The sequence below is a fragment of the Ottowia cancrivicina genome (assembly GCF_029813755.1).
GTDB classification, from domain to species: Bacteria; Pseudomonadota; Gammaproteobacteria; order Burkholderiales; family Burkholderiaceae_C; genus Ottowia; species Ottowia massiliensis.
Map to the genome: position 1 here is coordinate 173,125 of NZ_JARVII010000002.1, position 25,613 is coordinate 198,737.

General features: G+C 66.8%; 25 protein-coding genes and 1 riboswitch. Of the genes, 16 read left to right on the forward strand and 9 right to left on the reverse strand.

Translation table 11 applies throughout. From position 1 onward, the window contains the following. Positions 1 to 238 precede the first annotated feature (238 nt). Genes QB898_RS02060 through QB898_RS02070 form a run of 3 tightly spaced genes read right to left on the reverse strand, consistent with a single transcriptional unit; the run spans position 239 to position 1,907 of the window. The gene (locus QB898_RS02060; RefSeq protein ID WP_279523594.1) at positions 239 to 778 is read right to left on the reverse strand and encodes a dihydrofolate reductase; all 540 of its coding nucleotides are present in this window, start codon (positions 776 to 778) and stop codon (positions 239 to 241) included. Then, positions 775 to 1,590 carry a thymidylate synthase gene (locus QB898_RS02065; RefSeq protein WP_279523595.1) on the reverse strand — a complete coding sequence of 272 codons (816 nt, stop codon included), beginning with the start codon at positions 1,588 to 1,590 and terminating at the stop codon, positions 775 to 777. Before QB898_RS02065 ends, QB898_RS02060 begins: the two co-directional genes overlap by 4 nt. A 56-nt stretch (positions 1,591 to 1,646) precedes the next feature. After that, entirely contained in the window at positions 1,647 to 1,907 is a 261-nt protein-coding gene (locus QB898_RS02070) for a cold-shock protein (RefSeq protein ID WP_102283428.1), read from the reverse strand. A 194-nt stretch (positions 1,908 to 2,101) separates the two neighbouring features. Here QB898_RS02070 and clpS point away from each other — a divergent pair, with 194 nt between their 5' ends. Together clpS and clpA are read left to right on the forward strand one after the other, a co-directional pair. After that, positions 2,102 to 2,464, forward strand: a complete 363-nt coding sequence (gene clpS, locus QB898_RS02075; RefSeq protein ID WP_050715314.1) for an ATP-dependent Clp protease adapter ClpS — start codon at positions 2,102 to 2,104, stop codon at positions 2,462 to 2,464. A 75-nt stretch (positions 2,465 to 2,539) separates the two neighbouring features. After that, complete coding sequence (gene clpA, locus QB898_RS02080) at positions 2,540 to 4,843, forward strand: ATP-dependent Clp protease ATP-binding subunit ClpA (RefSeq protein ID WP_279523596.1); 2,304 nt, start codon at positions 2,540 to 2,542, stop codon at positions 4,841 to 4,843. A 233-nt stretch (positions 4,844 to 5,076) separates the two neighbouring features. On the opposite strand, the gene QB898_RS02085 is transcribed toward clpA, so the two are convergent. After that, on the reverse strand, positions 5,077 to 7,152 hold the full coding sequence (locus QB898_RS02085; RefSeq protein WP_279523597.1) for a sensor histidine kinase: 2,076 nt from the start codon (positions 7,150 to 7,152) through the stop codon (positions 5,077 to 5,079). Further along, positions 7,149 to 7,985, reverse strand: coding sequence for a carbon-nitrogen hydrolase family protein (locus tag QB898_RS02090; RefSeq protein WP_279523598.1), 837 nt, complete (start codon positions 7,983 to 7,985; stop codon positions 7,149 to 7,151). Before QB898_RS02090 ends, QB898_RS02085 begins: the two co-directional genes overlap by 4 nt. 382 nt (positions 7,986 to 8,367) lie before the next feature. Between QB898_RS02090 and QB898_RS02095 the strand changes: the two genes are divergently transcribed. From QB898_RS02095 to QB898_RS02130, 8 genes are all read left to right on the forward strand, one after another. Continuing rightward, a complete protein-coding gene (locus tag QB898_RS02095; protein ID WP_279523599.1) occupies positions 8,368 to 8,559 on the forward strand; it encodes a hypothetical protein in 192 nt (63 codons plus the stop codon). 7 nt (positions 8,560 to 8,566) lie between these two features. Further along, a complete protein-coding gene (gene aztA / locus QB898_RS02100; protein ID WP_279523600.1) occupies positions 8,567 to 9,319 on the forward strand; it encodes a zinc ABC transporter ATP-binding protein AztA in 753 nt (250 codons plus the stop codon). Beyond that, the gene (locus QB898_RS02105) at positions 9,316 to 10,197 is read left to right on the forward strand and encodes a metal ABC transporter permease (RefSeq protein ID WP_050715310.1); all 882 of its coding nucleotides are present in this window, start codon (positions 9,316 to 9,318) and stop codon (positions 10,195 to 10,197) included. Before aztA ends, QB898_RS02105 begins: the two co-directional genes overlap by 4 nt. Before the next feature lie 137 nt (positions 10,198 to 10,334). Continuing rightward, positions 10,335 to 11,291, forward strand: coding sequence for a metal ABC transporter substrate-binding protein (locus QB898_RS02110; RefSeq protein ID WP_279523601.1), 957 nt, complete (start codon positions 10,335 to 10,337; stop codon positions 11,289 to 11,291). Between the two features lie 162 nt (positions 11,292 to 11,453). Further along, a complete protein-coding gene (lplT, locus tag QB898_RS02115; protein ID WP_050715309.1) occupies positions 11,454 to 12,752 on the forward strand; it encodes a lysophospholipid transporter LplT in 1,299 nt (432 codons plus the stop codon). Beyond that, positions 12,749 to 13,651: a DMT family transporter gene (locus QB898_RS02120; protein WP_279523602.1), complete on the forward strand. Its 903-nt coding sequence runs from the start codon at positions 12,749 to 12,751 to the stop codon at positions 13,649 to 13,651. Before lplT ends, QB898_RS02120 begins: the two co-directional genes overlap by 4 nt. A 192-nt stretch (positions 13,652 to 13,843) precedes the next feature. Next, positions 13,844 to 14,848: a DnaJ C-terminal domain-containing protein gene (locus tag QB898_RS02125; protein WP_279523603.1), complete on the forward strand. Its 1,005-nt coding sequence runs from the start codon at positions 13,844 to 13,846 to the stop codon at positions 14,846 to 14,848. Positions 14,849 to 14,862: 14 nt separating this feature from the next. Beyond that, the gene (locus QB898_RS02130) at positions 14,863 to 15,180 is read left to right on the forward strand and encodes a chaperone modulator CbpM (protein ID WP_279523604.1); all 318 of its coding nucleotides are present in this window, start codon (positions 14,863 to 14,865) and stop codon (positions 15,178 to 15,180) included. 248 nt (positions 15,181 to 15,428) lie between these two features. Here the strand turns inward: QB898_RS02130 and QB898_RS02135 are convergent, their stop codons facing one another. Continuing rightward, on the reverse strand, positions 15,429 to 15,974 hold the full coding sequence (locus tag QB898_RS02135) for a pseudoazurin (protein ID WP_279523605.1): 546 nt from the start codon (positions 15,972 to 15,974) through the stop codon (positions 15,429 to 15,431). 198 nt (positions 15,975 to 16,172) lie between these two features. Continuing rightward, a riboswitch (cobalamin riboswitch) is annotated at positions 16,173 to 16,490 on the reverse strand. A 315-nt stretch (positions 16,491 to 16,805) separates the two neighbouring features. Beyond that, positions 16,806 to 17,789: a polysaccharide deacetylase family protein gene (locus QB898_RS02140; protein ID WP_050715306.1), complete on the reverse strand. Its 984-nt coding sequence runs from the start codon at positions 17,787 to 17,789 to the stop codon at positions 16,806 to 16,808. A 148-nt stretch (positions 17,790 to 17,937) separates the two neighbouring features. Between QB898_RS02140 and QB898_RS02145 the strand changes: the two genes are divergently transcribed. The 3 genes from QB898_RS02145 (at position 17,938) to QB898_RS02155 (ending at position 21,099) form a co-directional block, all read left to right on the forward strand. Next, positions 17,938 to 19,356 (forward strand): purine-cytosine permease family protein, encoded by a 1,419-nt coding sequence (locus tag QB898_RS02145; protein ID WP_279523606.1) that lies wholly within the window; start codon positions 17,938 to 17,940, stop codon positions 19,354 to 19,356. A gap of 384 nt (positions 19,357 to 19,740) precedes the next feature. After that, the gene (locus tag QB898_RS02150; protein ID WP_279523607.1) at positions 19,741 to 19,938 is read left to right on the forward strand and encodes a hypothetical protein; all 198 of its coding nucleotides are present in this window, start codon (positions 19,741 to 19,743) and stop codon (positions 19,936 to 19,938) included. Between the two features lie 186 nt (positions 19,939 to 20,124). Next, positions 20,125 to 21,099 (forward strand): alpha/beta hydrolase, encoded by a 975-nt coding sequence (locus QB898_RS02155; RefSeq protein WP_279523608.1) that lies wholly within the window; start codon positions 20,125 to 20,127, stop codon positions 21,097 to 21,099. Between the two features lie 27 nt (positions 21,100 to 21,126). Here the strand turns inward: QB898_RS02155 and QB898_RS02160 are convergent, their stop codons facing one another. Both QB898_RS02160 and QB898_RS02165 read right to left on the reverse strand, forming a co-directional pair. After that, entirely contained in the window at positions 21,127 to 21,504 is a 378-nt protein-coding gene (locus QB898_RS02160) for a DUF4298 domain-containing protein (RefSeq protein WP_279523609.1), read from the reverse strand. 15 nt (positions 21,505 to 21,519) lie between these two features. Next, positions 21,520 to 22,371 (reverse strand): ATP-grasp domain-containing protein, encoded by an 852-nt coding sequence (locus QB898_RS02165; protein ID WP_279523610.1) that lies wholly within the window; start codon positions 22,369 to 22,371, stop codon positions 21,520 to 21,522. A 212-nt stretch (positions 22,372 to 22,583) separates the two neighbouring features. Between QB898_RS02165 and QB898_RS02170 the strand changes: the two genes are divergently transcribed. The 3 genes from QB898_RS02170 to QB898_RS02180 all read left to right on the forward strand — a co-directional run bounded on the left by QB898_RS02170 (position 22,584) and on the right by QB898_RS02180 (position 25,602). Continuing rightward, on the forward strand, positions 22,584 to 23,597 hold the full coding sequence (locus QB898_RS02170; RefSeq protein WP_279523611.1) for an ABC transporter substrate-binding protein: 1,014 nt from the start codon (positions 22,584 to 22,586) through the stop codon (positions 23,595 to 23,597). Positions 23,598 to 23,707: 110 nt separating this feature from the next. Continuing rightward, positions 23,708 to 24,763, forward strand: coding sequence for a FecCD family ABC transporter permease (locus QB898_RS02175; RefSeq protein ID WP_050715301.1), 1,056 nt, complete (start codon positions 23,708 to 23,710; stop codon positions 24,761 to 24,763). After that, a complete protein-coding gene (locus QB898_RS02180) occupies positions 24,760 to 25,602 on the forward strand; it encodes an ABC transporter ATP-binding protein (protein ID WP_279523612.1) in 843 nt (280 codons plus the stop codon). Before QB898_RS02175 ends, QB898_RS02180 begins: the two co-directional genes overlap by 4 nt. Positions 25,603 to 25,613: the final 11 nt, after the last annotated feature.

Here is a 25,613-nt window from a genome sequence, read left to right on the forward strand (position 1 = left end):
GTCTGCCCGCTTGCCAGCACGGCAGTGCGCGCCACTGAAAACCAGTTCAAAGCCTGGCCGCGAGTTATGGAAAGCGGGATTTTGCTCCTTATTCAATAGCACTACGTCCTAATGGAAAGGGCGCAGGCTCTATTTTCCGAGCCACTGAATTTGCTCCTCTTTTTGAATCATGAAACGCGCCGAGGCGACATGGAGTGCATGGAGTGCATTTCGGGCGGGCCGGACGCTGGCGCCAGGTTCAGCCGCTGCGCCTGACGTAGCGCACAAAGCTGAAGGGCAGGCCGCTGGCGGCGGTGTGGCTTTCGCGGCTGGCTTCGCGCCACTGGACCAGGTCCAGCGCGGGGGCAAAGGCGTCGCCTTCAAAGTCGGCGTCGATTTCGGTGACGAGCGCCTCATCGGCCAGCGGCAGGGCCAGGGCATAGATTTGCGCGCCGCCAATGACCCAGGCGCCCGCTTGCGGCGGGCACAGCGCCAGCGCCTGCGGCAAGCTGGCGGCAGGCCGCGCGCCCGGGGCGCTCCAGCCCGGCTGGCGGGTGATGACGATGTTCACGCGGCCCGGCAGGGGGCGAAAGCGCGGCGGCAGCGAATCCCAGGTTTTGCGGCCCATGATGACGGCGCAGCCTGCGGTGGCCTGCCTGAAGTGGGCCATGTCTTGCGGCAAATGCCAAGGCAGCGCGCCTTCGCGGCCTATGACGCGGCGGCGCGCCTGCGCCCAGATCAGGCCCAGGCGGGCCGGTCTGGCCTGGGTTTGGGGCTGGGCATTGGTTTCGGCGCTCATACGGCCACGGGCGCCTTGATGGCGGGATGGGGCTGGTAGCCGGTGATTTCAAAGTCGCCGTATTCGTAGTCGAACAGCGAAGGCGGGCGGCGCAGCAGGCGCAGCGTGGGCCAGGGGGCAGGCTGGCGGGCCAGCTGCTCTTGCACTTGCGCGAAATGGTTGTTATAGATGTGGCAGTCGCCGCCGGTCCAGATGAAGTCGCCAGGCTGCAAATCGCACTGCTGGGCCAGCATGTGGGTGAGCAGCGCGTAGCTGGCAATGTTGAAGGGCACGCCCAGAAAAACATCGGCGCTGCGCTGGTAGAGCTGGCAGCTCAGGCGCCCGTCGGCTACGTAGAACTGAAAAAGCGCGTGGCAGGGCATGAGCGCCATGCGGTCCAGATCAGCCACATTCCAGGCGCTGACGACGATGCGGCGTGAATCGGGCGTGGTCTTGAGCTGCTGCACCACTTGCGCGATTTGGTCGATGTGGCGGCCATCGGGCGCGGGCCAGCTGCGCCACTGCACGCCATAGACGGGGCCCAGATCGCCCGTTTGCGGATCGGCCCATTCGTCCCAGATGGTCACGCCCCGCTCTTGCAGCCAGCGGGCGTTGCCGCTGCCGCTCAGAAACCACAAAAGCTCGTAGATGATGCTTTTGAGGTGCACTTTCTTGGTGGTGACGAGGGGGAAGCCCTCTTGCAGGGCAAACCGCATCTGGTAGCCAAACACGCTGCGCGTGCCGGTGCCGGTGCGGTCGGTTTTGGCCGTGCCATGCGTATAGACATGGCGCATGAAGTCTTCATAAGTGGAGCGGGTGGCGGTGGCAGTCATGGCCGGTGATTGTCAGGCCCGCCACCCGCTGTTTCCAGGCTCAGGGCCTGTTGGCTTCAGGCCGCTTCAGCTTCGACTTCAGGGTTGCTGCTGCGGGCCGTGCGGATGCGCAAAGCCAGCAGGCCTTTGGGGCCTTTTTCCAGCGCGAATTTCACGCGCTCGCCTTCCTTGAGCGTTTTGAAACCCTCCATTTCAATGGCCGAAAAGTGGGCAAAGGCGTCAGGGCCGCCGCCATCAGGCTCAATGAAGCCAAAGCCTTTTTGATTGTTGAACCATTTGACGGTGCCGTCGGACTCACCCAACACATTGTCAGACACGTGATAACTCCTTTTCTTGATGAGGTTGCTGCCGTTTACGGCCCCATTTTGAAATTGATTTTTTTAATGTCAAGTGTGAATACGGTGTATTACGTGTTTTTTCTGAAAATTTTCAGACCTGGCTTGCATGGCGTGGTTTTACGATCATTTGAAGCAGGCCGCATCCGGCCCCTGCGCCGATAGAATGACTTCTCATGGCTTCGCTTCCCTCCTCCCGTCCCCCTGATTCTCCTGCCGGCCCCCAGCATGACGAAGGCGGCGGGGTGGTGCTGGAGCGTGCGCCCTCGCGCGTGCAGCCTCCGCCCATGTATCAGGTGGTCATGCTCAATGACGACTACACGCCCATGGAGTTTGTGGTTGTGGTCTTGCAGGAGTTTTTCGGCAAAGACCAGGCCACGGCCACGCAGATCATGCAAAAGATCCATTTCGAGGGCAAAGGCATCTGCGGCGTGTATTCGCGCGATGTGGCCACCACCAAAGCCGCACAGGTGCAAGATGCGGCCCGCCAGGCAGGCCACCCCTTGCAATGCGTGGCCGAGCCTGCGGGGTCTGGTTGAAAGCGCCCGCCAGCGGCCCCATGTCGGGCTGCATTCGCATACACCCGCTGCTCTCGCAGCAAGAAAGGACACACCATGATTGCCAAGGAACTGGAAGCCAGCCTGCACATGGCTTTTGTCGAGGCGCGCAAGCAGCGCCATGAATTCATCACGGTGGAGCACCTGCTGCTGGCCCTGCTGGACAACCCCAGCGCCGCCGAAGTGCTCACGGCCTGCGCCGCCAACGTGGAAGAGCTGCGCGCCTCTCTTTCAAGCTTCATCGCCGACAACACCCCGCAAGTGGCGGGCGAAGGCGAGGTGGACGCGCAGCCCACGCTGGGCTTTCAGCGCGTGATCCAGCGCGCCATCATGCACGTGCAGTCCACGGCCAGCGGCAAGCAGGAAGTCACGGGCGCCAACGTGCTGGTGGCCATCTTTGGCGAGAAAGACTCGCACGCCGTCTATTTCCTGCACCAGCAGGGCGTGACGCGGCTGGACGCGGTGAACTTCATCGCCCACGGCGTGCGCAAGGACGAAGCCGATGCCGAAAGCGGCGAAGCCGCTGCGGGCGCTGACGGCGCCGCCGCTGAAAAAAACGAAAAGCAAACGCCGCTGGAGCAATACACCGTCAATCTCAACCAGCAGGCGCGCGAAGGGCGCATTGACCCGCTTATTGGCCGCGAGCACGAGCTGGAGCGCACCATCCAGATTCTTTGCCGCCGCCGCAAAAACAACCCGCTGCTGGTGGGCGAGGCGGGCGTGGGCAAAACCGCCATTGCCGAAGGGCTGGCCTGGCGCATCACCGAAGGCAAAGTGCCTGAAGTGCTGGCCGGCTCCGTCGTTTACGCGCTGGACATGGGCGCGCTGCTGGCAGGCACCAAATACCGGGGCGACTTCGAGCAGCGCCTCAAGGGCGTGCTCAAGAGCCTGCGCGACAAGCCCCACGCCATCCTCTTCATTGACGAAATCCACACGCTGATTGGCGCGGGCGCGGCTTCCGGCGGCACGCTGGACGCTTCCAACCTGCTCAAGCCGGCTCTTTCCAGCGGGCAGCTCAAGTGCATTGGCGCCACCACCTTCACTGAATACCGGGGCATTTTTGAAAAAGACGCGGCGCTTTCGCGGCGCTTCCAGAAAGTGGAAGTGCCCGAGCCTTCCGTGGCCGAAACCGTGGAAATTCTCAATGGCCTGCGCCCGCGCTTTGAGGCGCATCACGGCGTGGTTTACGCGCCCGCCGCCCTGCAAGCGGCCGTGGAGCTGGCTGCGCGCCACATCACCGACCGCCACCTGCCCGACAAGGCCATCGACGTCATCGACGAAGCCGGCGCGGCCCAGCGCATCCGCGCGCCCGAGCAGCGCAAGCAAACCATCGACCGCAGCGAGATTGAGGCCATCGTCGCCAAAATCGCCCGCATCCCGCCCGCCAGCGTCAGCCATGACGACCGCAGCAAGCTGCAAACGCTGGAGCGCGATCTCAAATCCGTCGTTTTCGGGCAAGACGCCGCGCTGGAGGCGCTGGCCGCTGCCGTCAAGGTTTCGCGCTCGGGCCTGGGCAAGACGGACAAGCCCATCGGCTCCTTCCTTTTCAGCGGCCCCACCGGCGTGGGCAAAACCGAAGCGGCCCGCCAGCTGGCCTACATCATGGGCGTGGAGCTGCAACGCTTTGACATGAGCGAATACATGGAGCGCCACGCCGTCAGCCGCCTCATTGGCGCGCCTCCCGGCTACGTGGGCTTTGACCAGGGCGGCCTGCTGACCGAGGCCATCACCAAAAAGCCGCACTGCGTGCTGCTGCTCGATGAAATCGAAAAAGCGCACCCCGACATCTTCAACGTGCTGCTGCAAGTGATGGACCACGGCACGCTGACCGACAACAACGGCCGCAAAACCGACTTCCGCAACGTCATCATCATCATGACCACCAACGCGGGCGCCGAAACCATGAACAAAGCCGCCATCGGCTTTACCAACACCCGCCAGGCGGGCGACGAAATGGCCGACATCAAGCGCCTGTTCACGCCCGAGTTCCGCAACCGGCTGGACGCCATCGTCAGCTTCAAGCCGCTGACAGAGCCTGTCATCTTGCGCGTGGTGGACAAATTCCTGCTCCAGCTGGAGCAGCAGCTGGCCGAAAAGAAGGTGGAAGTCACCTTCACCGACCACCTGCGCCAGACGCTGGCGAAAAAGGGCTTTGACCCGCTCATGGGCGCGCGCCCCATGCAGCGCCTCATTCAGGACACCATCCGCAAGGCGCTGGCCGACGAGCTGCTCTTTGGCCGCCTGGTCAATGGCGGCCGCCTGACGGTGGACCTGGACGCCGAGGGCAAGGCCGTGCTCGACATCACCCCGGCTTCTTCCGGCGGCGCGCCCGCCGCCCTGCCAGAAGCGGTCGGCTCCTGAGCGCCTGAACGCAAACAGCCTGCAAATCACATCATAAACAGGAGCAAATATAGGCAGCTGAAATGCCGCCCTGCGCAGATTCCACTAGGACATCATGCTATGGATAGAGGAGCTAAATAACACCCTGCGCATGAAAGCGGAACGGAGGGCATGAAAAAGGGAGCGCCGCCGCTCCCTTTTTTCATGCCCGCATTCTTTGGGCGCTGGCTTTGGGCGGCGCAATGCCTTGCCGCTCAATGGAAATCGGCCATTTTTTTGATCGCTCCATCTTCAAACGGCTCCGCCTGCCCGGCCACAGCCACTGGCAGGGTGAATGAAAACACCGTGCCCTGCGGTTCGTTGGCTTCGTGCGTGAGCGTGCCGCCATGCTGCTCCACCACGGTGCGGCACAGCGACAGGCCCAGGCCCATGCCTTCGCTCTTGGTCGTGAAAAAGGGCGTGTACAAGCGCGGGGCCACGCCGGGAGCAATGCCGCAGCCGTGATCGGCCACGCTGAAGATCACTTTGTCGCACGAGAGCGCGAGGCTGGCCGAAAAGCGCAGGCTGCGCAGCGGCGGGGGGGTGCCGCTCATGGCCTGGATGGCGTTGCGCGCCAGGTTGAGCAGCACTTGCTCCACCATCACCTGGGCGCACCACACGGGGGGCAGGTCATGCGGCACGTCCACTTCCACCGTCACGTTCTGGCGATCGGCGTGCAGGTGAACCAGCGGCAGGATGGCCTGCACCAGCGCCTGCGGAGTGATGTTCACGCGCTGGTCGCTGCCGCGCCGCACGGCCAGGTGCACGCTGTGGATGACTTGTCCGGCGCGATTGGCCTGTCCGGCGATGCGGGTGAGGGCAGTGCGCAGATCGGCCACGACGGCCGCGTCCTGGCCGCCGTGCAGCTGCTCCAGCAGGTTGAGCGAGCCGGTGGCGTAGCTGGAGATGGCAGCCAGCGGCTGGTTCAGCTCGTGGCTGAGGTGCGAGGCCATTTCGCCTGCGGCGGCCAGGCGGGCGGTGGCTTGCAGGCGCTCCTGGCTGTCGCGCGTCATCTGCTCGATGCGGCGCTGCTCGCTGACATCCATGACCACGCTCATCCAGCCGATATGGCGGCCGTCGTGCGTGACCAGCGGGGCGTCGAACACGAGCACGGGAAAGCGCGTGCCGTCCTTGCGCTGGTAAATGGCTTGCTGGCCCTCTTCCGTCTTGCGCCACAGGCCCGAGAGCCACTGAATCTGATGCTGCGCGTATCCGGCGGCCAGCTCCGGCGGCCAGTAGGGCGCGGGAATGCCGGTGCCCAGCAGTTCGCTTTCGTCGCAGTCCACCATTTCGCAGAAGGCGGGGTTCACATAGACGATGCGGCCTTGCTGATCGCGCGCACGCAAGCCCACCATGAGCGAGTCTTCCATGGCCTTGCGCACGGCCAGCGCCTCGGCCAGCGCGCTTTCGGCCCGCTGGCGGCGCGCGTGGTCATAGGCCAGCAGGGTGAGCACGGCCAGCAGCGCCAGGGCGAGACCGGCCAGCAGGGCGGTCATTTCGCTGCTCAGCAAGCTGGCGGCGGGGCGGCGGCTGTCCATGCGCAGCACCAGGGTGGCGCCCGGCAGATCCAGCACGCGCTGAAACGAGATGGCCCGGGAGCCATGCCGCACCACGCCCGCCACGGCCAGGCGCGTGCCGTCCGGCTCGGCGAGCGACACCTGGTGGCGCCGCGTGTAGGCCGTGTCCACCATGTGCGCCAGCATGGCGCTGAGCGAGTAGGCGGCCACCACGTAGCCGCGATCGACGGGCACGCACAGGGGCATGACTTCGTGGCCCGCGCCGCCGTCGTGCTGCGGCATGAACAGGCTGGGCGCGTAGGCGGGGCTGTTCAGGCGCTCCGCCGTCACGCAGGCGGCTTGCGCTTCGGCGGCCAGGCTGCGGCCAGGCGGGTCCAGGCGCGCGTGCCAGGGGCTGGTTTCGCTGGCCACGAGCCTGAGGCGGCTGTCCAGCCAGTCCAGCTGGAGCCATTCGCGGTGGCTTTGCAGCAAGGGGCGGGCGTGCAGCACCCAGCTCGCCGGATCGGCCTGCGACAGATGCAGCCCTTGCAGGATTTGCGAGTTGTGCGACAGGGTGCGCCCCAGTTCGATGGCGGCGTCTGTGGCGTCGCGGGCGAGCGCGCGCTGGGCGCGCTGCTGGCCGTGCTCGTGCGCCAGCCAGATCAGCGCGCCCAGCAGGGCCGCCAGCAGCGTCATCAGCAGCAGCCACAGCCCCCAGCCGCGCGGCGAGAGGGCCGCGCGCTTGTGCCAGGGCAGCTCCCGTGTGGGGGCGGAGAGAAAGGCAAAGTCGCTCACAGCACGCGGTGCGCCAGGGCGGGCAGGCTGGCGCGGCAGGCCGCCGTGTGGGCGGCGTCCAGCTCGGCCAGCGCCACGCCCGCGCCTTCGGCCTGCATGGCCAGCACCTGCCCCCAGGCGTTGATCAGCATGCTGTGCCCCCAGGTGCGGCGGCCGTTTTCATGCGTGCCGCCCTGGCCGGGCGCGATGACGCAGGCCAGGTTTTCGATGGCGCGCGCACGCAGCAGCGTTTGCCAGTGCGCCTGCCCCGTCACCCAGGTGAAGGCACTGGGCGCCAGCAGCAGATCGGCGCCCTGCGCCGCGTAGTGGCGGTACAGCTCGGCAAAACGCAGGTCGTAGCAGACGGACAGGCCCACGCGCCAGGTGTGCCCGTCGCGCGAGGGCAGATCGAACAGCGCCGGCTTGAGGCCCGCTTTCAGCGTTTGCGATTCGTCGTAGGCGCGCTGGCCGTCGTTGAAGCGGAAAAGGTGCATCTTGTCGTAGCGCGCGGCGCAGCGACCTTCGGGCGAGAAAACCAGCAGGGCGTTGAACGCGCGCGCATCCGCGCCTGCTTCTGTGTCTTCGCCGCGCGCGCGCAGCGGAATGGTGCCGCCGGCCAGCCACAGCCCCAGCCGCCGCGCCTGGCCGGCCAGCCACTCTTGCAGCGGCCCCTGGCCAAACGGCTCGGCGATGAGCAGCTTGTCGGCGTCGCTTTGGCCAAACAGGCAGAAATACTCCGGCAGCACGGCCAGCTCCGCCCCGGCGCGGGCGGCCTGCTCCAGCAAGGCGGCGGCAGTGGCGAGGTTTTCTTCCACGCGCGGCGTGGAGACGGTCTGGATGGCGGCAGCTTTCATGGCAGCGTTTTCAAGGCGAAGGTTTGCGAGAGGGTTGCAGGTTCTGGGACTGTTGACGCCGGAAGGCGGGCATAGCGGCGATTCTGGCGAAAAAACAGGCTATGAAACGGGCCAAATAAGCCGCAAGCCCTGATGGAATCAGCGCGGGCAGCTATTGTTTTTGCAACACCCAGGCCGTCCGGGGCCGCGCTTTTGGCCCTCACGTTTTAGCCCTCACGTTTTGCCCCCCGCGTTTTGCCCCCGCGTTTTGGCCCTCACGCTTTGGCGCCTGCGGGCCATACGCGGGTTACACGATAACGGCGCGGGTATCATCCGCGCCTCTTTTCCGCTGGCAGCGGCCTGCCTGCGCCGCTGGCGCGGCGGCCCGAAGCGCCCACGATTCATGCCCGCTCCTGTTCCCGCCCAGGCCGCGTCTTCGGCCCCGCCCCCGCCGGATTCATTGCCTCATCCATTGCCTGCCACGCCTGCCGCCAGCTTGCTGCTGGCTTCTGCCGCGCGGCGGCTGCTGTGGGCGCTGCTGGCGTGCGCGGGGCTTTTGGGGCTGCTGGCCTGGGCCGTCTCGCCCGTTCAGTGACCCGGCCATGACGGCAACAGGCATGACGCCGCGCATCACCCTGCATGAGCTGACGCTGGGCTATGAAGGCCGCGTGGCGCTGCAAGATGTGTCGCTGACCATCGAGCCAGGGGCGCTGCTGGCGGTGGTGGGGCCGAACGGCGCGGGCAAGTCCACGCTGATCAAGGCGCTGGCGGGGCTGCTTGCGCCCTTACGCGGGCGCATGGAAGGGCTGGCTGGCGCGCGCGTGGCCTACATGCCGCAGCAAGGCACGCTCGATCGCAGCTTTCCGGCCACGGTGCTGGAGCTGGCGGCGCTGGGGCTGTGGCACGAAACGGGCGCGCTGGGGCAGCTGACGGCGGCGCAGCGCGCGCGCTGCCAGGCGGCGCTGGTGCAAGTGGGGCTGGGCGATTTAGCGCAGCGCCGCCTGCACGAGCTTTCAGGCGGGCAAATGCAGCGGGCGCTGTTTGCGCGGCTGCTGCTGCAAGACGCGCCGGTGCTGCTGCTCGATGAGCCTTTCGCCGCGATGGACGAGCGCACGTGCCGGGATTTGCTGGCCCTGCTGCGCGGCTGGCAGGCGCAGGGCAAAACGGTGCTGGCCGTGCTGCATGACCTGGCGCAGGTGCGCCAGGCTTTCACGCAAACCTTGCTGCTGGCCGGGCGCGTGCTGGCCTATGGCCCCACGCAGTCGGTGCTCACGCCGCAAAACCTGCTGCGGCTGCGCATGCCCGATGGGTCTGGCGAGCCAGCCGGCATGGCCTGCCAAGGGGCCGCGCCATGACGCCAGCCGCTGCGGATGCCAGCCTGTGGGCGCTGCTGGCGGGGCCGTTTCTGGAATTCGGCTTCATGCGCCGGGCGCTGGCCGGGTGCGTGGCGCTGTCGCTGGGCTGCGCGCCGGTGGGCGTGTTCCTGCTTTTGCGCCGCATGAGCCTGACGGGCGACGCCATGGCGCACGCCATCCTGCCCGGCGCAGCGGTGGGCTACCTGCTGGCGGGCCTGTCGCTGCCGGCCATGACGGCGGGCGGCGCGCTGGCCGGGCTGCTGGTGGCCGTGGCCTCGGGCGTGGTGGCGCGCTCCACGGTGCTGCGCGAAGACGCGAGCATGGCCGCCTTCTACCTGCTCTCGCTGGCGCTGGGCGTGCTCATCGTCTCCACGCGCGGCAGCCATGTGGATTTGCTGCACGTGCTCTTTGGCACCGTGCTGGCGCTCGATGACGCGGCGCTGTGGCTCATTGGCGGCATCACCGGCTTCACCCTGGCGGCGCTGGCGCTGCTGCTGCGCCCGCTGGCCGCCGAGTGCATGGACCCCGGCTTTTTGCGCAGCGTGTCGCCGCGCTGGAGCGCCGCCGCGCATTACGGCTTTCTGGCGCTGCTGGTGCTCAACCTGGTGGCGGGCTTTCACGCGCTGGGCACGCTCATGGCCGTGGGCATCATGGTGCTGCCGGCCGCCAGCGCCCGCCTGTGGGCGCGCAGCCTGGGCGGCCTGCTGGCGCTGGCGGCCGGCATGGCGCTGGCCGCCAGCGTGGCGGGGCTGCTGCTGTCGTATCACCTGGATTGGCCCGCCAGCCCCGTCATCGTGCTGTGCCTGGGGGCGCTGTATGCCGCCAGCCTTGCGCTGGGGCGGCATGGCCTGTGGCGCGGACGGGGGGAGCGGTTCTGAAAGCCTTCAATTCGCTCTTTAATCAATAGCATGAAGTCCCCGTATCCATTGCGACAACTGCGTTTTATACCCCTCTGAATTTGCTCCTCTTTCTGATGATTTCTGGCTTCTTTTCACGCTTCAAAGGAATTCCTCTCATGAAACCCCTTGCGCCTTCCGCCCTGATCGCCGCCGTGCTGCTGGCCGCCGCGCCCGCCCATGCCGGGCAGGAAGAGCCGCCGCTGCGCGTGGTTGCCAGCTTCAGCATCCTGGCCGACTTGGTGCGGCAGGTGGGCGGCCCGCAGGTGAGCGTGCAGCCGCTCGTGCCCGCTGGCGGCGACGCGCACGTTTACCAGCCCACGCCCGCCGACGCGCGCGCGCTGGGGCGCGCCGATCTGGTGTTCGTCAATGGCCTGGGCTTTGAAGGCTGGATCGACCGGCTGGTGCAGGCCGCCGGCTACAAGGGCGCGCTCGTGGTGGCCACGCAGGGCATCGAACCCATTGCCAGCGAAGAAGGCGGCGAGGGCGGCGGCCACGAGCATGAGCATGAGCACGGCCACGGTCATCACGATCACGCCCACGGCGGCCAGGACCCCCACGCCTGGCAGAGCGTGCCCAACGCCATGCGCTACGTGCGCAACATTGCCGATGGCCTGTGCGCCGCCCGCCCCGCCAACTGCCCCGTCTGGCGCGACAACGCCGCGAAATACCTGGACGAACTCACGCGGCTGGACGCCGGCATCCGTGCCGCCTGGCAGGGCGTGCCGCCCGCGCGGCGCAAGGTCATCACCTCGCACGACGCCTTTGGCTACTACGCGCGCGCCTACGGCGTGCAGTTTCTCGCGCCGCAGGGCGTCAGCACCGACAGCGAGCCTTCCGCGCAGGACGTGGCCCGCCTCATCCGCCAGATCAGGGCCGAAAAAATCCGCGCCTTGTTCGTCGAGCAGTTGGCCAGCCCGCGCCTGCTGGAGCAGATTGCGCGCGAAACCGGCATCCGCCCCGCTGGCGCGCTGTATTCGGACGCCCTCTCGCCCGCAGATGGCCCCGCCGCCACTTACGTGGACATGATGCGTCACAACACCGCCGCGCTGACGCAGGCCGCCAAGGGCGAATGAAGGACGAATGAGGGCCGCGCTCCGTTTTTCAGCCGCTTTTTTGCCGTCTTTCCCACGGGCCGCCGCGCAGGGGGCGCGTGATATAACCCGCCGCATTTTTTTCCCACGCAAACAGGCGGTTCCCTTGACACAACGACAGGCGCGCCCCGCGCACGCAGCTTCATGAAGCGGGGCTTTTACACCATCATGGCGGCGCAGTTTTGCAGCTCGCTGGCCGATAACGCGCTGTTTGTCGCGGCGGTGGAGCTGCTCAAGGCCGATGGCGCGCCCGAATGGCAGGGCGCGGCGCTGGTGCCGATGTTTGCGCTGTTTTACGTGGCGCTGGCGCCGTGGGTGGGCGCGTTCGCCGATTCGCAGCCCAAGGGGCGCGTCATGTTCATCAGCAACGCCATCAAGATTGCGGGCTGCCTGATGATGCTGTTTGGCAGCCACCCGCTGCTGTCTTACGCCGTGGTGGGGCTGGGCGCGGCGGCCTACTCGCCCGCCAAGTACGGCATCCTGACCGAGCTGCTGCCGCCTTCGCAGCTGGTGCGGGCCAACGGCTGGATTGAGGGGCTGACGATCTGCTCCATCATCCTGGGCGTGCTGCTGGGCGGGCAGCTGGTGGGGCCGGCGGTTTCGCAGTGGCTGCTGCAAATGCCCACCGCGCAAACGCTGGGCCTGGGCAGCGCGCCGCACGCCGCCATTGCCGCGCTGACGCTGGTGTACGTGCTGGCGGCCTGGTTCAACCTGCACATTCCGAAAACAGGCGTGGAGATGCACCCCATGCCGCGCAACGCGCTGGCGCTGCTGCCCGATTTCTGGCGCTGCAACGCGCTGCTGTGGCGCGACAGGCTGGGACAGGTGTCGCTGGCGTCCACCACGCTGTTTTGGGGCGTGTCGGGCAACATGCGCTACATCGTGCTGGCCTGGGCGGGCGCGGCGCTGGCCTACGGCACCACGCAGGCGGCTAGCCTGGTGGGCGTGGTGGCGCTGGGCACGGCAGCCGGAGCGGTTCTTGCTTCCGTGCGCGTGCGGCTGGACAAGGCGCCGGGCGTGATTCCCCTGGGCATCGTCATGGGGCTGCTGGTGGGGGCGATGGTGTTCGTGCGCCACCTGTGGGTGGCCGTGCCGTTTCTGATCGCGCTGGGCGCGCTGGGCGGCTACATCGTGGTGCCCATGAATGCGCTGCTCCAGCATCGCGGCCACAACCTGATGGGCGCGGGCCGCTCCATCGCCGTGCAGAACTTCAACGAGCAGGCGTGCATCCTCGGCCTGGGCGGGCTGTACAGCCTGGCAATGGGGGCGGGCATGTCCGTCTTTTTGGCGCTGGGGCTGTTTGGCGGCCTGGTGGCGGCGGTCATGCTGGGCATCTGGCTCTGGCATGCGCGCAACCTGCGCTGCCACGGCAGCGAAGTGCAGCGCCTGCTGCAAGCGGCCCGCAGCGACCGCCACAGCAGCCACGGGGGACAGGGGCAATGAAGTCCGCCCCGGCGCCAGTGGCGCGGCCCGCCAATGCCGCGCTGCCCGCGCTGGTGCTGCTGTTCAACGCCTTCATCTGGGGCACTTCCTGGCTGCCCTTTCGCGCCTTGCGCGAGCACGGCTCGCATCCCTTGTGGAGCACCGTGTTCGTGTATGTGTGCGGCGTGGCGCTGTTTCTGGCGTGGCGGCCGCGCGTGCTGGGCGAGCTGGCGCGCCATCCCAAGCTGGCCGCGCTGGCCCTTGCGGCGGGGCTGACCAACATTTGCTTCAACTGGGCCGTCACCGTGGGCGACGTGATGCGCGTGGTGCTGCTTTTTTATCTGATGCCCGCCTGGTCCATCCTGCTGGCCTGGGCGCTGCTGGGCGAGCGCCCCACGGCGGGCGCGCTGCTGCGCCTGGCGCTGGCGCTGGCGGGCGTGACGCTGGTGCTCAAAAAACCCGGCATGGCCTGGCCCTGGCCCGAAAGCCAGGCGGACTGGCTGGCCATCGCCGGGGGCTTTTCCTTTGCCTTGACAGGCGTGCTGCTGCGCCGCTGGCGCGGCACGCCCGCCACGGCGCGCACCTTCGCCATGTTTCTGGGCAGCGCCATCGTCTCCACTGGCGTGGCGCTGGCCGCGCAAGCCGCCCATCTGGCCGCGCCGCCTGCCCTGGCCAACTGGGCCGGCTGGCTGCCCTGGGCGCTGGGCCTGGCGGCGGCGCTGCTCACGGGCAACATGGCCCTGCAATACGGCACGGCGCACCTGCCCGCGCAAACGGCCTCGCTCATCATGCTGGCCGAAGTGGTGTTCGCCAGCGTCTCGTCCGTGGCGCTGGGCGCCGCTGCCCTTGCCACGGGCACGCTGGCAGGCGGCGCCATGATTCTTTCCGCCGCCTTGCTGGCCGTGCCGATGCGGCGCTGAAGCGCCTTCCGCCTACTATTGAAACCATAGCTGCAAGCCCAGTCTGCACGGGCGCAAACGGCCCATTTGATGCTGAATCCAGGCGCGAGTCTCACAGGCAGGCGGGGCTTGCCGCGCACACGACAATCAGGCCCGTTTTCCCGCAGGGCCTTCCGCGTTGAAACCCCTTTTCCCAACTCCATGTAGAAAGCCATGCAATTCAAGGACTACTACCAGATCCTGGGCGTGGACAAAAGCGCCAGCCAGGACGACATCAAAAAAGCCTACCGCCGCCTGGCCCGCAAATACCACCCCGACGTGAGCAAAGAGCCAGACGCCGCTGCCCGCATGGCCGAGGTGAACGAGGCCAACACCGTGCTGGGCGATGCCGAAAAACGCAAGATTTATGACAGCGTGGGCGCACAAGCCTGGGCCGCAGGCGCGCGCTCCGGCGACGACGTGCGCCCGCCGCCCGACTGGAACGCGGGCTTTGGCTCAGGTTTTGGCGCGGAAGGCGGCGCGGGCGGCTTTCACCACTTCACAGGCGATTTTTCAGGCTACACCGGTGAAGACGCAGGCCAGTTCAGCGACTTTTTCGAGCAGATGTTCGGCCAGGCGCGCCAGGCGCGGGCCGCCCGTGCATCCGGCCCGCAAAAAGGGCGCGACGAACACGCCCGCATCGAGCTGGACCTGGCCGACGCCTACCACGGCGCCGAACGCCACATCACCCTGCGCGGCAGCCGCGTGAACGAAAAAGGCGAGCTTCAGTCCGCTGACCGCACGCTGCGCGTGAAAATTCCGCAAGGCGTGAAAGAAGGCCAGCTCATCCGCCTGGCCGGGCAAGGCCATCCGGGCCTGGGCGGCGGCGAAGCGGGCGACCTGTTTCTGGAAGTGCGCCTGCGCCCCGATGAGCGCTGGCAAGTGCAAGGCCGCGACGTCACGCTGAAAGTGCGCGTGGCCCCGTGGGAAGCGGCGCTGGGCGGCAGCATCGAAATCACCACGCCCGACGGCAAGGCCATCGCCGTCACCGTGCCCGAAGGCAGCGGCCACGGGCGCAAACTGCGCCTCAAAGGCCGGGGCATCCCGTCAGCCACTGCGCCGGGCGATCTGTATCTGGAGCTGCAAGTGGCGGTGCCCAGCGCCGTGACCGAGCCGCAAAAAGCCGCCTGGGCCGCCTTGCGCGACGCCTACCCCGACTTCAATCCGCGCCGAGCCTGAAGGAGAGAACACGCATGCAAACCCTTTTTGACGACACCCTTGCCAGCGCCGCCCAGTTGATGGCCGATGACGCGCTCGACCCGCAAACCCTGGCCGGCGGCTGCCACATGACGCTCGAATGGGTCAGCGCCCGCGTGCAGGCTGGCGTGCTGGAGCCGGTGAGCGGTGACAGCGCCGCCACCTGGCGCTTTGCCAGCGCCGCCCTCACCCGCGCGCGCCGCATCGCCCACCTGGAGCGCGCCTTTGACGCCGACCCCCAGCTGGCCGCCCTCACCGCCGACCTGATGGAAGAAGTGGCCCGCCTGCGCCGCCTGCTGCCGCAGGCCGGATAAAGCGGCCGCCCCGCCTTGGGCCTCAACCCTTTTCCCAAGCCGCAGCCAGCGTGGGCGGCTGAAAGGTGGAGCGGGGCCTTTAGCGCAAAAACAGGAGCAAATGCAGAGAGGCAAAAAATACCGCATGGCGCAGTCTCCATCGCGACCTAACGCTATGGATTCGGGAGCAAATACGGTGCTGGCCTTCCGGCCATTTCCGTGCCCCCTTTTTCACTGCCGCCTGCTGCTCTTCTTCACCCGCGCGCGGCTCACTCGCCAGCCTGCTGGGCGCGGGCGGCAATTTCGTGAAAGCGCTTTTGCGCGGCGGCGGGCACTTCGGGCGGAATCTGCATCTGCTGCGGGCCGGGGCCGTCGCCCACGCGGATGAGCATGACCATGCCCATGGTGTAGTGCGGCATGCAGCGCACGCCGTAGAGGCCCGGCTGCTCGAAGGCCACCTCGATTTCCTCGTTGATCTTGCCCGTGAAGGACGGCGCGCCCTCGGGGGCCATGCCGGGAATGGAGGCAGCGTTGTGACCGTTGTGAACGGCGAGAAATTTCACCTTGTCGCCAGGGGCGATGTGCAGATAGTCCGGCTCGAAGGGCATGGGGCCGGTGGCGTTGCGGTTGAGCATCTTCACCTCCCATGTTTTGGCCCAGGCGGGCGCGGGCGCATGCGCGGCGCAGGCCAGCGCGAGGGCCGCGAAAGCGTTGAAAAGCCAGCGCGAACGGCGATGGAAATGGCGGCGGGAATGACTGTGGATGAGGCCACGGGCGGACTGCGCCGCAGAGGCCGGGGGTAGAGCGTGGAACATGCGCTGATCTCCTGGCCGCCCGCTTCTCCCGCGAGCGGCGTGGGTTGCCAAAAGGCAGCGCAGGCGGGAGCAAAAGCGCGGTCAGGGCCGGGCAGCGCGAAAGTCATGCGAGACGGCGGCGCGGCAAACGGCGCGCGCCTTGCGGCATGGCAGGTGCATGGGCCTTGGCCGGCCAGCCGCACGCCCGCAGCCGCCGACGGAAAGGCTTGAGGGCAGGCCGGTATCCGGGCTTGCGGACCGCCGCAGGCGGCGCGCGGCTTCTGGCGAAGGCGCGCCTGGCTTGCTGCGAGGCCCCGGCCTTCCCGCGCCAGCCCTGAATGGCTCAGGGCAAGAAGCGCAGTGGCTGCCGCGCGCGAGGGGCGCGCTGGCTGTCGGGGTTTGGTTTCCGCTGACCGTTGCGGGGGCAGCGCAGGCTTTGCGGCCCGGGCGCATGCCGTTGCGGCATGGCCTGGAAGACGCGCACCTGCTTCCCGTTTAACCCTTTGACCGCAAGAAAGCAGCCTTGGGGCACCTGTCAAGCTGGCCGCCGCCCTTTTCGCATGCGATGGCGCATGGGAGCGGGGCGGAAGCCGGGGGCGATTGTGGTGCAGCGCGGCCCGCCGCCAGGCGGCGCCAGCGCCTGCGCGGCGGCATTCACATCAAAAGGAGGAGCAAATTAAAGGGACGAAAAAACAGCGTCTGCGCTCTTTCTACTAGGACATCATGCTATGGATTCAGAAGCGAATTGGCGCCTCTCTTTTCGCTGCCTGTTGCGCTGGCTGCTGTGGCGGGTGGCGCGGCAGGCGTAAAAAAGCCTGCCGGGGGAGGGCAGGCTTTGGTGGCGGGGGCGGCTCAGCGGTTGGGCCGGTCGGCCGGGGTGGCGGGGCGGGGCACTTGTTCGATGAATTTGCGGGCGATGGCGTCGCGGCGCATGAAGACAGCGTCTTTCTTGGACTGCGCGTAGCGGATGAATTCGGCCAGGCCGTTGGCGCGGGCGGGGTTGCCGGTGATGCGCGGGTGCAGGCCGATGGACATCATGCGGCCGCAGTCGTCGCCGTCGTCGAGCAGCTGGTCAAGCGTGCGCGAGGCCATTTCCACGAAGTCGGAGGCGGCGGCAAAGCCGGTGCCCATGATGTAGCGGCAGTCGTTGGTGACCAGCGAGTAGGGCACGATGAGGTGGGATTTGCCGTTGATGAAGGTCCAGTGCGGCAGGTCGTCGCCGTAGTAGTCGGAGTCGTAGAGAAAGCGCCCGTCTTCCACGAGCAGCTCGCGGGTGTTGACGGACATTTCCCGGCAGTACCAGCCGCTGGGCTGGCGGCCCAGGGTTTTCTGGAACGAGTCCATCGCCAGGTTGATGAGGGCTTTTTCTTCTTCGCGCGAGTATTCGTAGTGGTCAATCCAGCGGTAGCCGTGACCGACGACTTCGTCGCCGCGTTCGTTGAGCTTGCGGGCGACTTCGGGGTTGCGCTCCAGCGCCACGGCGGCGGCAAAGAAGGTGGCGGGCACCTGGCAGCGGTCAAAGATGCGCAGCAGCCGCCACACGCCGGCGCGCGAGCCGTATTCGTACATGGATTCCTTGGCGAGATCGCGCTGGTCGTCCACGTTGAAGGGCAGCTCGTACATGCCGTCATTCATGTGGTCGCCCATGGCGAAGGTTTTTTCGGAACCTTCTTCGTAATTGACGACGATGTTGATGGCGACTTTGGCGCCCCCGTCCCAGCGGATGCGGGGCGGGCGCTCGCCGTAGCCAATGATTTCACGCTCGGGGCCGCTGACGCCGGGCAGGTCGTCGTTGCGGTACCAGTGGTTTTTGGCGATTTGTTCCGGGCTGGGCATGGCATGGGCCTTTCTCTGTGGGTGGAAACAGCCGGATTCTAGGAAGCGGAAAAACGCCAATCACATTGTGAATACCCACAAGTTACAAGAGGCCATTTCGAGCGCAAGATGCCGTGCTTTGCAACGCCATTTCGCAAGGAGTGAAAAAGTGTCTGATCTGCCCGCAGCCAGCGGCCGCCAGGAGCCGCAAGGCAATGAGGAGTTCATGCTGGAGCCGGTGCCGCGCGGCGCGCGCCGCTCTTGGTGGGCCATGTTCGCCATCTGGGTGGGCTTTGGCTATGTGCCCACGGGGCTGATCGTGGGCGGGCAGCTGGCGGGCCAGGGCGGCCAGCCGGGCATGCCGTTTGGCCAGGCGCTGCTGGCCATTGCCACGGGCGAGGGGCTGCTGCTGGCGCTGACTTTTCTGCTGGGTTACGCGGCCATGCGCACGGGGCTGAATCTTTCGCTGATTTCGCGCATTTCCTACGGGCGCAAGGGCATGGTGCTGCCCATGCTCATCATGGCCTGCCTGACGCTGGGCTGGTTCGCTTCCATCACCGGCATGGTGGGCGACATTTTCAAGGCGGCGCTGGGCGATGTGACGGGCGTGACGGTGGTCAATGGCCTGTCGCTTGAATACGTGCTGCTGTGCCTGCTGTGGGGCGCGGTGTTCACCTACTCGGCCTGGCGGGGCATTGCCGCGATCGAGAAGATTTCGTCGGCGGCCACGCCCTTCGTGCTGGTGGTGGCCGTGGTGGTGGCCGTGATGATGGTGGGCGAGGCCGGCGGCATGGGCGCGGTGCTGCGGCAGGCGGCCACACGCTCGGGCATGACGCCCGGCACGGCCGTCACAGTGCTGATTGGCGCGTGGATTGCGGGCGTGATCATGGGCGTGGACATCTTCCGCTACGCGAAAAACGCCGCGCACGTGCTGGTGGGCGCGGCGGCCTGCTTCGTGCTCACCAATCCGCTGCTCAATGTGGTGGGCTACCTGGGGGCGGTGGCCACGGGCAATTCGGACTTCATCGCCTGGATGGTGCAAAAGGGCGTCATCCTCACCGTGCTGGGCGTGGCGCTGTGGGTGCTGGCGCTGTGGACGACCAATATGTCCGAGCTGTACTGCAACGCGCTGTATGTGGGGCCTAGCGCCGAATCGCTGGGCGCGCGCTGGCCGCGCGGGCGCATTGTCATCATCGTGGGCGCTCTTGGCTCCGTGCTGGGGGCGCTGGGCTTTTACAGCCATCTTTTCGGGCACTTCATCACCATTTTGGGCGCGGCCTTCGTGCCGCTGGCCGGCCCCATCCTGGCGGACTTTTACTTCGTGCGCCGCGCCGAATACGCCACGGCCAACCCCAACGACATGCCGCCCGTGCGCTGGCCCGCCATCCTCTCATTCAGCGCCGGAGCCGTGGCGGGCGTGGCGTTCCAGTACAAGCTGCCGCTGCCGTTTGACTTTCCGTCAGGGCTGGCGGCGCTCATCATCACGTTCGCGCTGCATCTGTCGCTTTCCAAAGCCATGGCCAGGCGGCCCGAACAGCGCCAGGTGGTTTCACCAGGCTTTGCCAGCCCGATGGCCGAGCGAAGCTGATGCCCAAAAAAAGGAGCAAATTCAGGAGCCTGAAAACTGGAGTTGCGCACATTCCACTAGGACATCATGCTATGAATCAAGGAGCGGAATCTTCCTTTCTACTCCGCTTTCCCTCCCGGTTCGGCATGGCGCCAGCGGGCAGGTTGCGGCTTGCCGCTCATGCATGAAAAAACCGGCATCGGCCTTGCCCCGCTGGCGGCGCAACGGAAGATGGCCCATCCGCCATTTTCATTTGCGGATAACGCCTGCCAGCGGCATGGCAGAAGGCGAGTGGCATGCCGTTGAAACGGATTTTCAGGCTGCGCGGCGGCCCATGATTCGCAAGCGAGCAGGCATTGCGCCTGGCGCGGCTGGGAATGGGTTTTCACTCATACGGTCCAGACGATGCGCGCCGTGAAAAGAAAGGAAAAATACGGCGCGGCGAATTCAAGCTTGCGCCGTCATTTTTGCCCCTGCTTTGGCAGCTTCCAGCGCAGGAAGGTTGCGCGCCAAGGCTGTTTATGGAATGGAAGGTCTGCTCTTCTTTTTGATGCCCTGCGCCTTGCCCAATGGCGTGCGGTCTGGCGATTGAGCGCCATTTGAAAACCAGATAATCAAAATAAGATGCAACGCAATGATGGCCCGCCGGTTTCACACATCGATTTTCGGCAGGCAAATCATGCCGAAAATCGCCTTATCCATTGTGCAGACATGAAATCCGCCGAATGCAAAACGCATTATTCTTCCGGCCTGCAATCGCCCGCTTCATTTGCCTGCCGGAACCGGAAAATGCTGAAATTCTTGCCCGCTCTTTTTCTGCTGGCGGCCACGGCCGTTTTTGCCGCGCCGCCCGAGCCGCCGGTCAATAACGAAATCAGCCGCCTGGCCGACACCAGCGTGCTCACCAGCGAGCATGAGGGCTACGCTTTTCACCGTTTTGATTTGAATGACGAAGACGGCCGCCCACACCGCGTGTTTGTGGCCGTTCCGAAGGCCGCGCCGCCTGAAGGCGGCTTTGCCGCGCTTTATGCGCTGGATGGCAATGCGCTGCTTGAATTTCTGCCCGCCGCCCGCCTGCGGCCGCCGCTGGAGCAGCTGCCGCTGCTGGTGCTGATCGGCTATCCGACCGAGCGGCGTTTTGACACCGCCGCCCGCGCCTGGGACTACACCCCGCCTGGTCCGCAAGGCCAGCCCCTGCCCGATCCGGTGGCAAAGGAGCGCGTCAATGGCGGCGCGGCGGCGTTTTTGCGCTTCATCGAGCGCCAAGTCAGGCCGCGCGTGGAGCAGCTGGCGCGCACCGATGCGCAGCGGCAGACGCTGTGGGGGCATTCGTATGGCGGGCTGTTCGTGCTTTACACCCTGCTGAATCAGCCGCAGGCGTTCACGCGCTATATCGCCGCCGATCCTTCGCTGTGGTGGCAAAAGGGCCTGATGCTGCAATACGCGCAGCAGGCGCTGGAGCGGCTTGAGCGCTCCGCCTTCAGCGGCCGGTGGATGCTGATTCAGAAAAGCGGGCGCGCCGATGACAAGCGGCCCGCCAACGCGCAGCAGGCCGCCATGCTGGCGCGCCGCGAGGAAATGACCCGCGCCGTGCCGCCTGAAGCGGCGGCGCAGCTGGCCCAGCGCCTGGCCGGGCATGGCTTGAGCGTCGGCTACGTCGTCTTTACCGGTTTGACGCATGGCGGCTTGCTGACCAAGTCGTTCATGCAGGCGCTGGGGCAGGCGGCGCAGCCGGCGCAGCCGGCGCTGCCGCTGGAGAAATAGGCGGGAAAGAGGCGGGGGCGGCCAGAGTCAGCCTTCGGGCGGGGCCGCGTCCTGGGCGTCTTGTTCTTCGCTTTCGCCCCAGCGGTCCAGGTCTTTCATGGCCAGCCGCATCCAGGCCCAGGCCAGGTTCTGGCGCTCGCCGAAGGCGTCGTAGAGCGCGTCTTCGCTCATCACGCTGTATTCGCCTTCGGTGCGCAAATCAACGGGCAGGCCCGCCGAAATGGCCTGGTTCAGGGGGCCGTATTCCTGCTCGTAAAAGTCTTCCAGCTGGCGCATGAGGCCGCTGGCCTGCCGCCACTGCCGCTGGGCGGCTTGCAGCGCGGGCAGCAGGCGCAGCCACTGGCGGTAGAGGGACTGGATTTCGTCGATGCGCCGCTGGGCTTGTTGAAGGTCAGGGGAGGGCATGTTTTCTTCCGGTTCTCAGGATGCCAGTCTGCTTGCCAGCGCGGCGGCCAGCTCGCGCGCGAAGGCGGGGCGCAGCTGGGGGTAGAGCGCGGGTTCGATGAGTTCGACTTCGTTGATGGAAAAGCCGCTTTCGCCGCTGCCGCCTTCGCTGATGAGGCCGTCCACGCGGGCGTAAAGCGGCGGCTCGGGCAGGCAGCGCAAGGCGGCTTCGGCGCAGGCCAGCCATTCCGGGCGGGGGGTGACAGACTCGATTTGCGCCCCATAGGCGGAGTTGGCGCGCCACTCGCCGGGCGCGAGGCGGCGGCGCGCGGCGTGCGAGTAGCGCCCGGCCAGGTAAATGAGGCAGACCTCGCCGAAGCTGGCCTGCACGAAAGGTTGCAGCAGCGCGCCTTGCGGGTAGCTGGCCAGCGCAGGCGCTTCGCCTTCAGTCAGGCGGCGCACGCCGCGCCCGCTTTGGCCAATGAGCGGCTTGACGACCGGGCGCGGCCAGCCGCATTCGGCCACGCGCCGCGCCCAATCGGGCGCGTGCTGCGGCAGCAGCGCCAGGCTGGGGGTGACGGGCAGGCCGCGCGCGGCCAGCTCGCACAGGTAGCGCTTGTCCATGTTCCACAGTTGCAGCGCGGGCGGGTTGAACACGCGCGCGCCTGCGGCTTGCAAGGCGCGCAGCCAGTCGCGAAAAGCGTCCGGGGTTTCGCTGTAGTCCCATGCGGCCAGAGGCAGCACGGCGGCAGGAGAAGGCTGGGCGGCCAGGGCGGCGGGGCGGATGTCCTGCCAGGGCGCGAGCGTGGCGCGCAAGGCGGCGGCCAGCGCTTGCAGCCCGGCGTTGCCCTGCGGCCAGTCGCGGCAGGTGGCGATGTAGGTGTTCATGCGAAAACAGTGTGAAGACGAGGGGCCAGGGAGCGGCGGCGCGCATTGTCTCCGCCGCCGGGGCCGGCGGCAGATGAAAGTCATTCCTGATGTCTGCCTACAATCGCGCCCGCTCTGGCGCTTGCCGGGGCTTTTTTTGTGTTTGCTGCCAGCGGATGCGCAGCCTGCTGTACGGCGGGCGTTCACTAGCGGCTTTTTGGAAGGAACCCCCCATGAAAACCTCTCGCTTCGTTGCCGCTGCCGCCTTGCTGGCCGCAGGTCTGGCCGCCAGCCAGGCCGCGCAGGCGGCCAGCCATCCCGTGAAGATTGACAACTGCGGCGTGACGCTGCAATTCGAGCAGGCGCCCAAGTCTGCCGTCACCATTGGCCAGGCGGGCACTGAAATGCTCTACGCGCTGGGCGTGGGCGACAAGGTCGTGGGCACGGCGCTGTGGTTCAACCCGGTGCAGCCGCAGTTCGAAAGCATCAACGCCAAGGTGCCGCGCCTGGCCGATGACATTCCGAGTTTTGAATCAGTCATCAACAAGCGCCCCGGCCTGGTGGTTTCGCAGTTCGAGTGGATGGTGGGCAAAAACGGCGTGGTCGGCACGCGCGAGCAGTTCAAGGAAATCAATATCCCCGTCTATGCCATGCCCACCGACTGCGAGGGCAAGGACAACGAAACCGGCGCCGACGGCACACGCAAGACGGCTTTCCATGTGGACACGCTCTACAAGAGCATCACGCAGCTGGCCGCCATTTTTGGCGTGCAGCCCAAGGGCGAGGCGCTGGTCAAGGAACTCAAGGAGCGTGAGGCCAAGGCCATCGCCAAGGTGAAAAACGCGCACCTGAAAGACCTCTCGGCCGTGCTGTGGTTTTCCAGCGCCGATCTGGCGGTGGACCCCTACGTGGCGGGCCGCAAGGGCGTGGCCGGCTACATGCTGAACACGCTGGGGCTGCGCAACATCGTGCAGTCGGATGAAGAGTGGCCCACCGTGGGCTGGGAAACCATTGCCAAGGCCAATCCTTCGGTCATCGTCATCGCCCGCATGAACCGCCGCCGCTTTCCGGCTGACGACTACGAGAAAAAGCTCGAATTTCTTAAAACCGATCCGGTCGCCAAGGAAATGGACGCCGTCAAGAACGATCGCATCGTGATCGTGGACGCCGACGCGCTGCAAGGCTCCATCCGCATGGCCAGCGGCATGGACCAGATTGCCGACGCGGTGCTCAAGCTCAAGAAGTAACGCGCCGCATGAAAGCCCCGCCTGGCGGGGCTTTTTTCCGGTTTCCCGCGCTTGCCTGGCGCGGGGCCTGCGCGGCCGTTTTCCTGCGACCCTCTCCGTCTTTTCCTCTCATGACAACTCATTCAACCGCCCGGACGTGGCTGCGCATCGCCTTGCTGACGCTGGGTGCGGCGGCCGTGCTGGCCGTCACGCTGCTGCTGGGCACGGCCATTGGCGAAACGCGCATTCCGCTGGAGATGGTGCGGCAGGTGCTGGCCAACCAGCTTTTCGGCGCTGGCTACGCGGTCGATCCGATCGACCAGGGCATCGTGTGGAACTACCGCCTCACGCGCGCCATCGTCGCCATGTGCTGCGGCACGGGGCTGGCGCTGTCGGGCGTCATCCTGCAATCGCTGCTGCGCAACGCGCTGGCCGATCCGTATTTGCTGGGCATTTCGGCGGGCGCTTCCACCGGCGCGGTGCTGGTGACCGTGGCGGGGCTGGGCGCGGGCGCCATTTCCATGACGGCAGGCGCCTTTGGCGGCGCAGTGCTGGCCTTCACGCTGGTGGCGCTGCTGGCGCACGCCGCCGGCGGCGGCGGGCTGCACAACAGCGGGCAAATCGTGCTGGCGGGCATTGCCGGCTCGCAGCTTTTCAACGCGCTCACCTCGCTCATCATCACCAAATCGGGCAGCGCCGAGCAGGCGCGCGGCATCATGTTCTGGCTGCTGGGCAGCCTCTCGGGCGCGCGCTGGCCCAGCGTGTGGCTCACGCTCACGGTGGCCGTGGCAGGCGTGCTGGCGTGCCTGTGGTTTGCGCGCGCACTGGACGCCTTCATCTTCGGCACCGAATCGGCCGCCGCGCTGGGCGTGCCCGTGCGGCGCGTGCAAATCGTGCTGCTGCTCACGGCGGCGCTGGTCACGGCCGTCATGGTGTCGGTGGCCGGAGCCATCGGCTTTGTGGGGCTAGTCATACCGCACGTGGCGCGGCTGCTGGTGGGCGTGCGCCACAGCCGCCTGCTGCCAGCCAGCGCGCTGCTGGGCGCGGTGTTTCTGGTGGCGGCAGACGTGGTCTCGCGCATCCTCATAGCCGGGCAAGTGCTGCCCATTGGCGTCATCACCTCGCTGGTGGGCGCGCCCATATTCGCGCTGATGCTGCTGCGCCAGCGCCAGGGAGGCCGCTCATGAGCACGCAAACCCATCCGCAAACCCATCTGCAAACCAGCTTGCAGGCCAGTTCGCCAACCGGCACGGCCCTGCCCGCCCTGCAAGGGCGCGATCTGGTCTGGGGCGCCACGCGCGGCGGCGCGCCCATCGTGCGCGGCGTCTCGCTCACCGTGCGCGCGGGCGCGACGGTGGGGCTGATCGGCCCCAACGGCTCGGGCAAATCCAGCCTCATGCGCCTGCTGGCAGGCGTGACGCAGCCGCAATCGGGCGAAGTGCTGCTGGGCGGCCAGCCCATGCAGCGCCTCACGCGCCGCCAGATCGCGCACCAGCTCGCCCTCGTCTCGCAAATGGCCGACACGCAAGACGCCATTACCGTGCAAGACGCCGTGGAGCTGGGCCGCACGCCCTGGCTGTCGGCGCTGCAAACCTGGTCGGCGCGCGACGACGCCATCGTCGAACAAGCCCTGGCCGACGTGGGCATGGCCGAAAAAAAGGGCCGCGTGTGGAACACCCTCTCCGGCGGCGAGCGCCAGCGCGTGCACATCGCCCGCGCCCTGGCCCAGCAAACCAGCGTGCTGCTGCTGGATGAACCGGGCAACCACCTGGACATCCACCACCAGCTCGCGCTCGGCCAGCTCATTCACCGCCTGCCCGGCACCAAAGTCATGGCCATTCACGACCTCAACCAGGCCCGCCACTGCGACTGGCTGGCCGTGATGCAGCAAGGCCGCCTGGTGTGCGAAGGCGCGCCCGACGACGTGCTGCAAGCCGATTTGCTGGAGCAGGTGTTTGAAGTGCGCCTGCGCGTGCTGACCGACCCCGAAGACGGCGCGCGCGTGCTGCGCTTTTTGCCGCTGTAGGTTCTGATTCA

Coding starts and splice junctions, on each gene's coding strand:
- lplT (WP_050715309.1), top strand. CDS start 11,454: ATGAAGCGGGGCTTTTACACCATCATGGCGGCGCAGTTTTGCAGCTCG.
- QB898_RS02060 (WP_279523594.1), bottom strand. CDS start 778: ATGAGCGCCGAAACCAATGCCCAGCCCCAAACCCAGGCCAGACCGGCC.
- QB898_RS02135 (WP_279523605.1), bottom strand. CDS start 15,974: ATGTTCCACGCTCTACCCCCGGCCTCTGCGGCGCAGTCCGCCCGTGGC.
- QB898_RS02180 (WP_279523612.1), top strand. CDS start 24,760: ATGAGCACGCAAACCCATCCGCAAACCCATCTGCAAACCAGCTTGCAG.
- QB898_RS02110 (WP_279523601.1), top strand. CDS start 10,335: ATGAAACCCCTTGCGCCTTCCGCCCTGATCGCCGCCGTGCTGCTGGCC.
- QB898_RS02155 (WP_279523608.1), top strand. CDS start 20,125: ATGCTGAAATTCTTGCCCGCTCTTTTTCTGCTGGCGGCCACGGCCGTT.
- aztA (WP_279523600.1), top strand. CDS start 8,567: ATGACGGCAACAGGCATGACGCCGCGCATCACCCTGCATGAGCTGACG.
- clpS (WP_050715314.1), top strand. CDS start 2,102: ATGGCTTCGCTTCCCTCCTCCCGTCCCCCTGATTCTCCTGCCGGCCCC.
- QB898_RS02125 (WP_279523603.1), top strand. CDS start 13,844: ATGCAATTCAAGGACTACTACCAGATCCTGGGCGTGGACAAAAGCGCC.
- QB898_RS02140 (WP_050715306.1), bottom strand. CDS start 17,789: ATGCCCAGCCCGGAACAAATCGCCAAAAACCACTGGTACCGCAACGAC.
- QB898_RS02175 (WP_050715301.1), top strand. CDS start 23,708: ATGACAACTCATTCAACCGCCCGGACGTGGCTGCGCATCGCCTTGCTG.
- QB898_RS02165 (WP_279523610.1), bottom strand. CDS start 22,371: ATGAACACCTACATCGCCACCTGCCGCGACTGGCCGCAGGGCAACGCC.
- QB898_RS02170 (WP_279523611.1), top strand. CDS start 22,584: ATGAAAACCTCTCGCTTCGTTGCCGCTGCCGCCTTGCTGGCCGCAGGT.
- QB898_RS02105 (WP_050715310.1), top strand. CDS start 9,316: ATGACGCCAGCCGCTGCGGATGCCAGCCTGTGGGCGCTGCTGGCGGGG.
- QB898_RS02090 (WP_279523598.1), bottom strand. CDS start 7,985: ATGAAAGCTGCCGCCATCCAGACCGTCTCCACGCCGCGCGTGGAAGAA.
- QB898_RS02160 (WP_279523609.1), bottom strand. CDS start 21,504: ATGCCCTCCCCTGACCTTCAACAAGCCCAGCGGCGCATCGACGAAATC.
- QB898_RS02120 (WP_279523602.1), top strand. CDS start 12,749: ATGAAGTCCGCCCCGGCGCCAGTGGCGCGGCCCGCCAATGCCGCGCTG.
- QB898_RS02065 (WP_279523595.1), bottom strand. CDS start 1,590: ATGACTGCCACCGCCACCCGCTCCACTTATGAAGACTTCATGCGCCAT.
- QB898_RS02095 (WP_279523599.1), top strand. CDS start 8,368: ATGCCCGCTCCTGTTCCCGCCCAGGCCGCGTCTTCGGCCCCGCCCCCG.
- clpA (WP_279523596.1), top strand. CDS start 2,540: ATGATTGCCAAGGAACTGGAAGCCAGCCTGCACATGGCTTTTGTCGAG.
- QB898_RS02150 (WP_279523607.1), top strand. CDS start 19,741: ATGCGCGCCGTGAAAAGAAAGGAAAAATACGGCGCGGCGAATTCAAGC.
- QB898_RS02130 (WP_279523604.1), top strand. CDS start 14,863: ATGCAAACCCTTTTTGACGACACCCTTGCCAGCGCCGCCCAGTTGATG.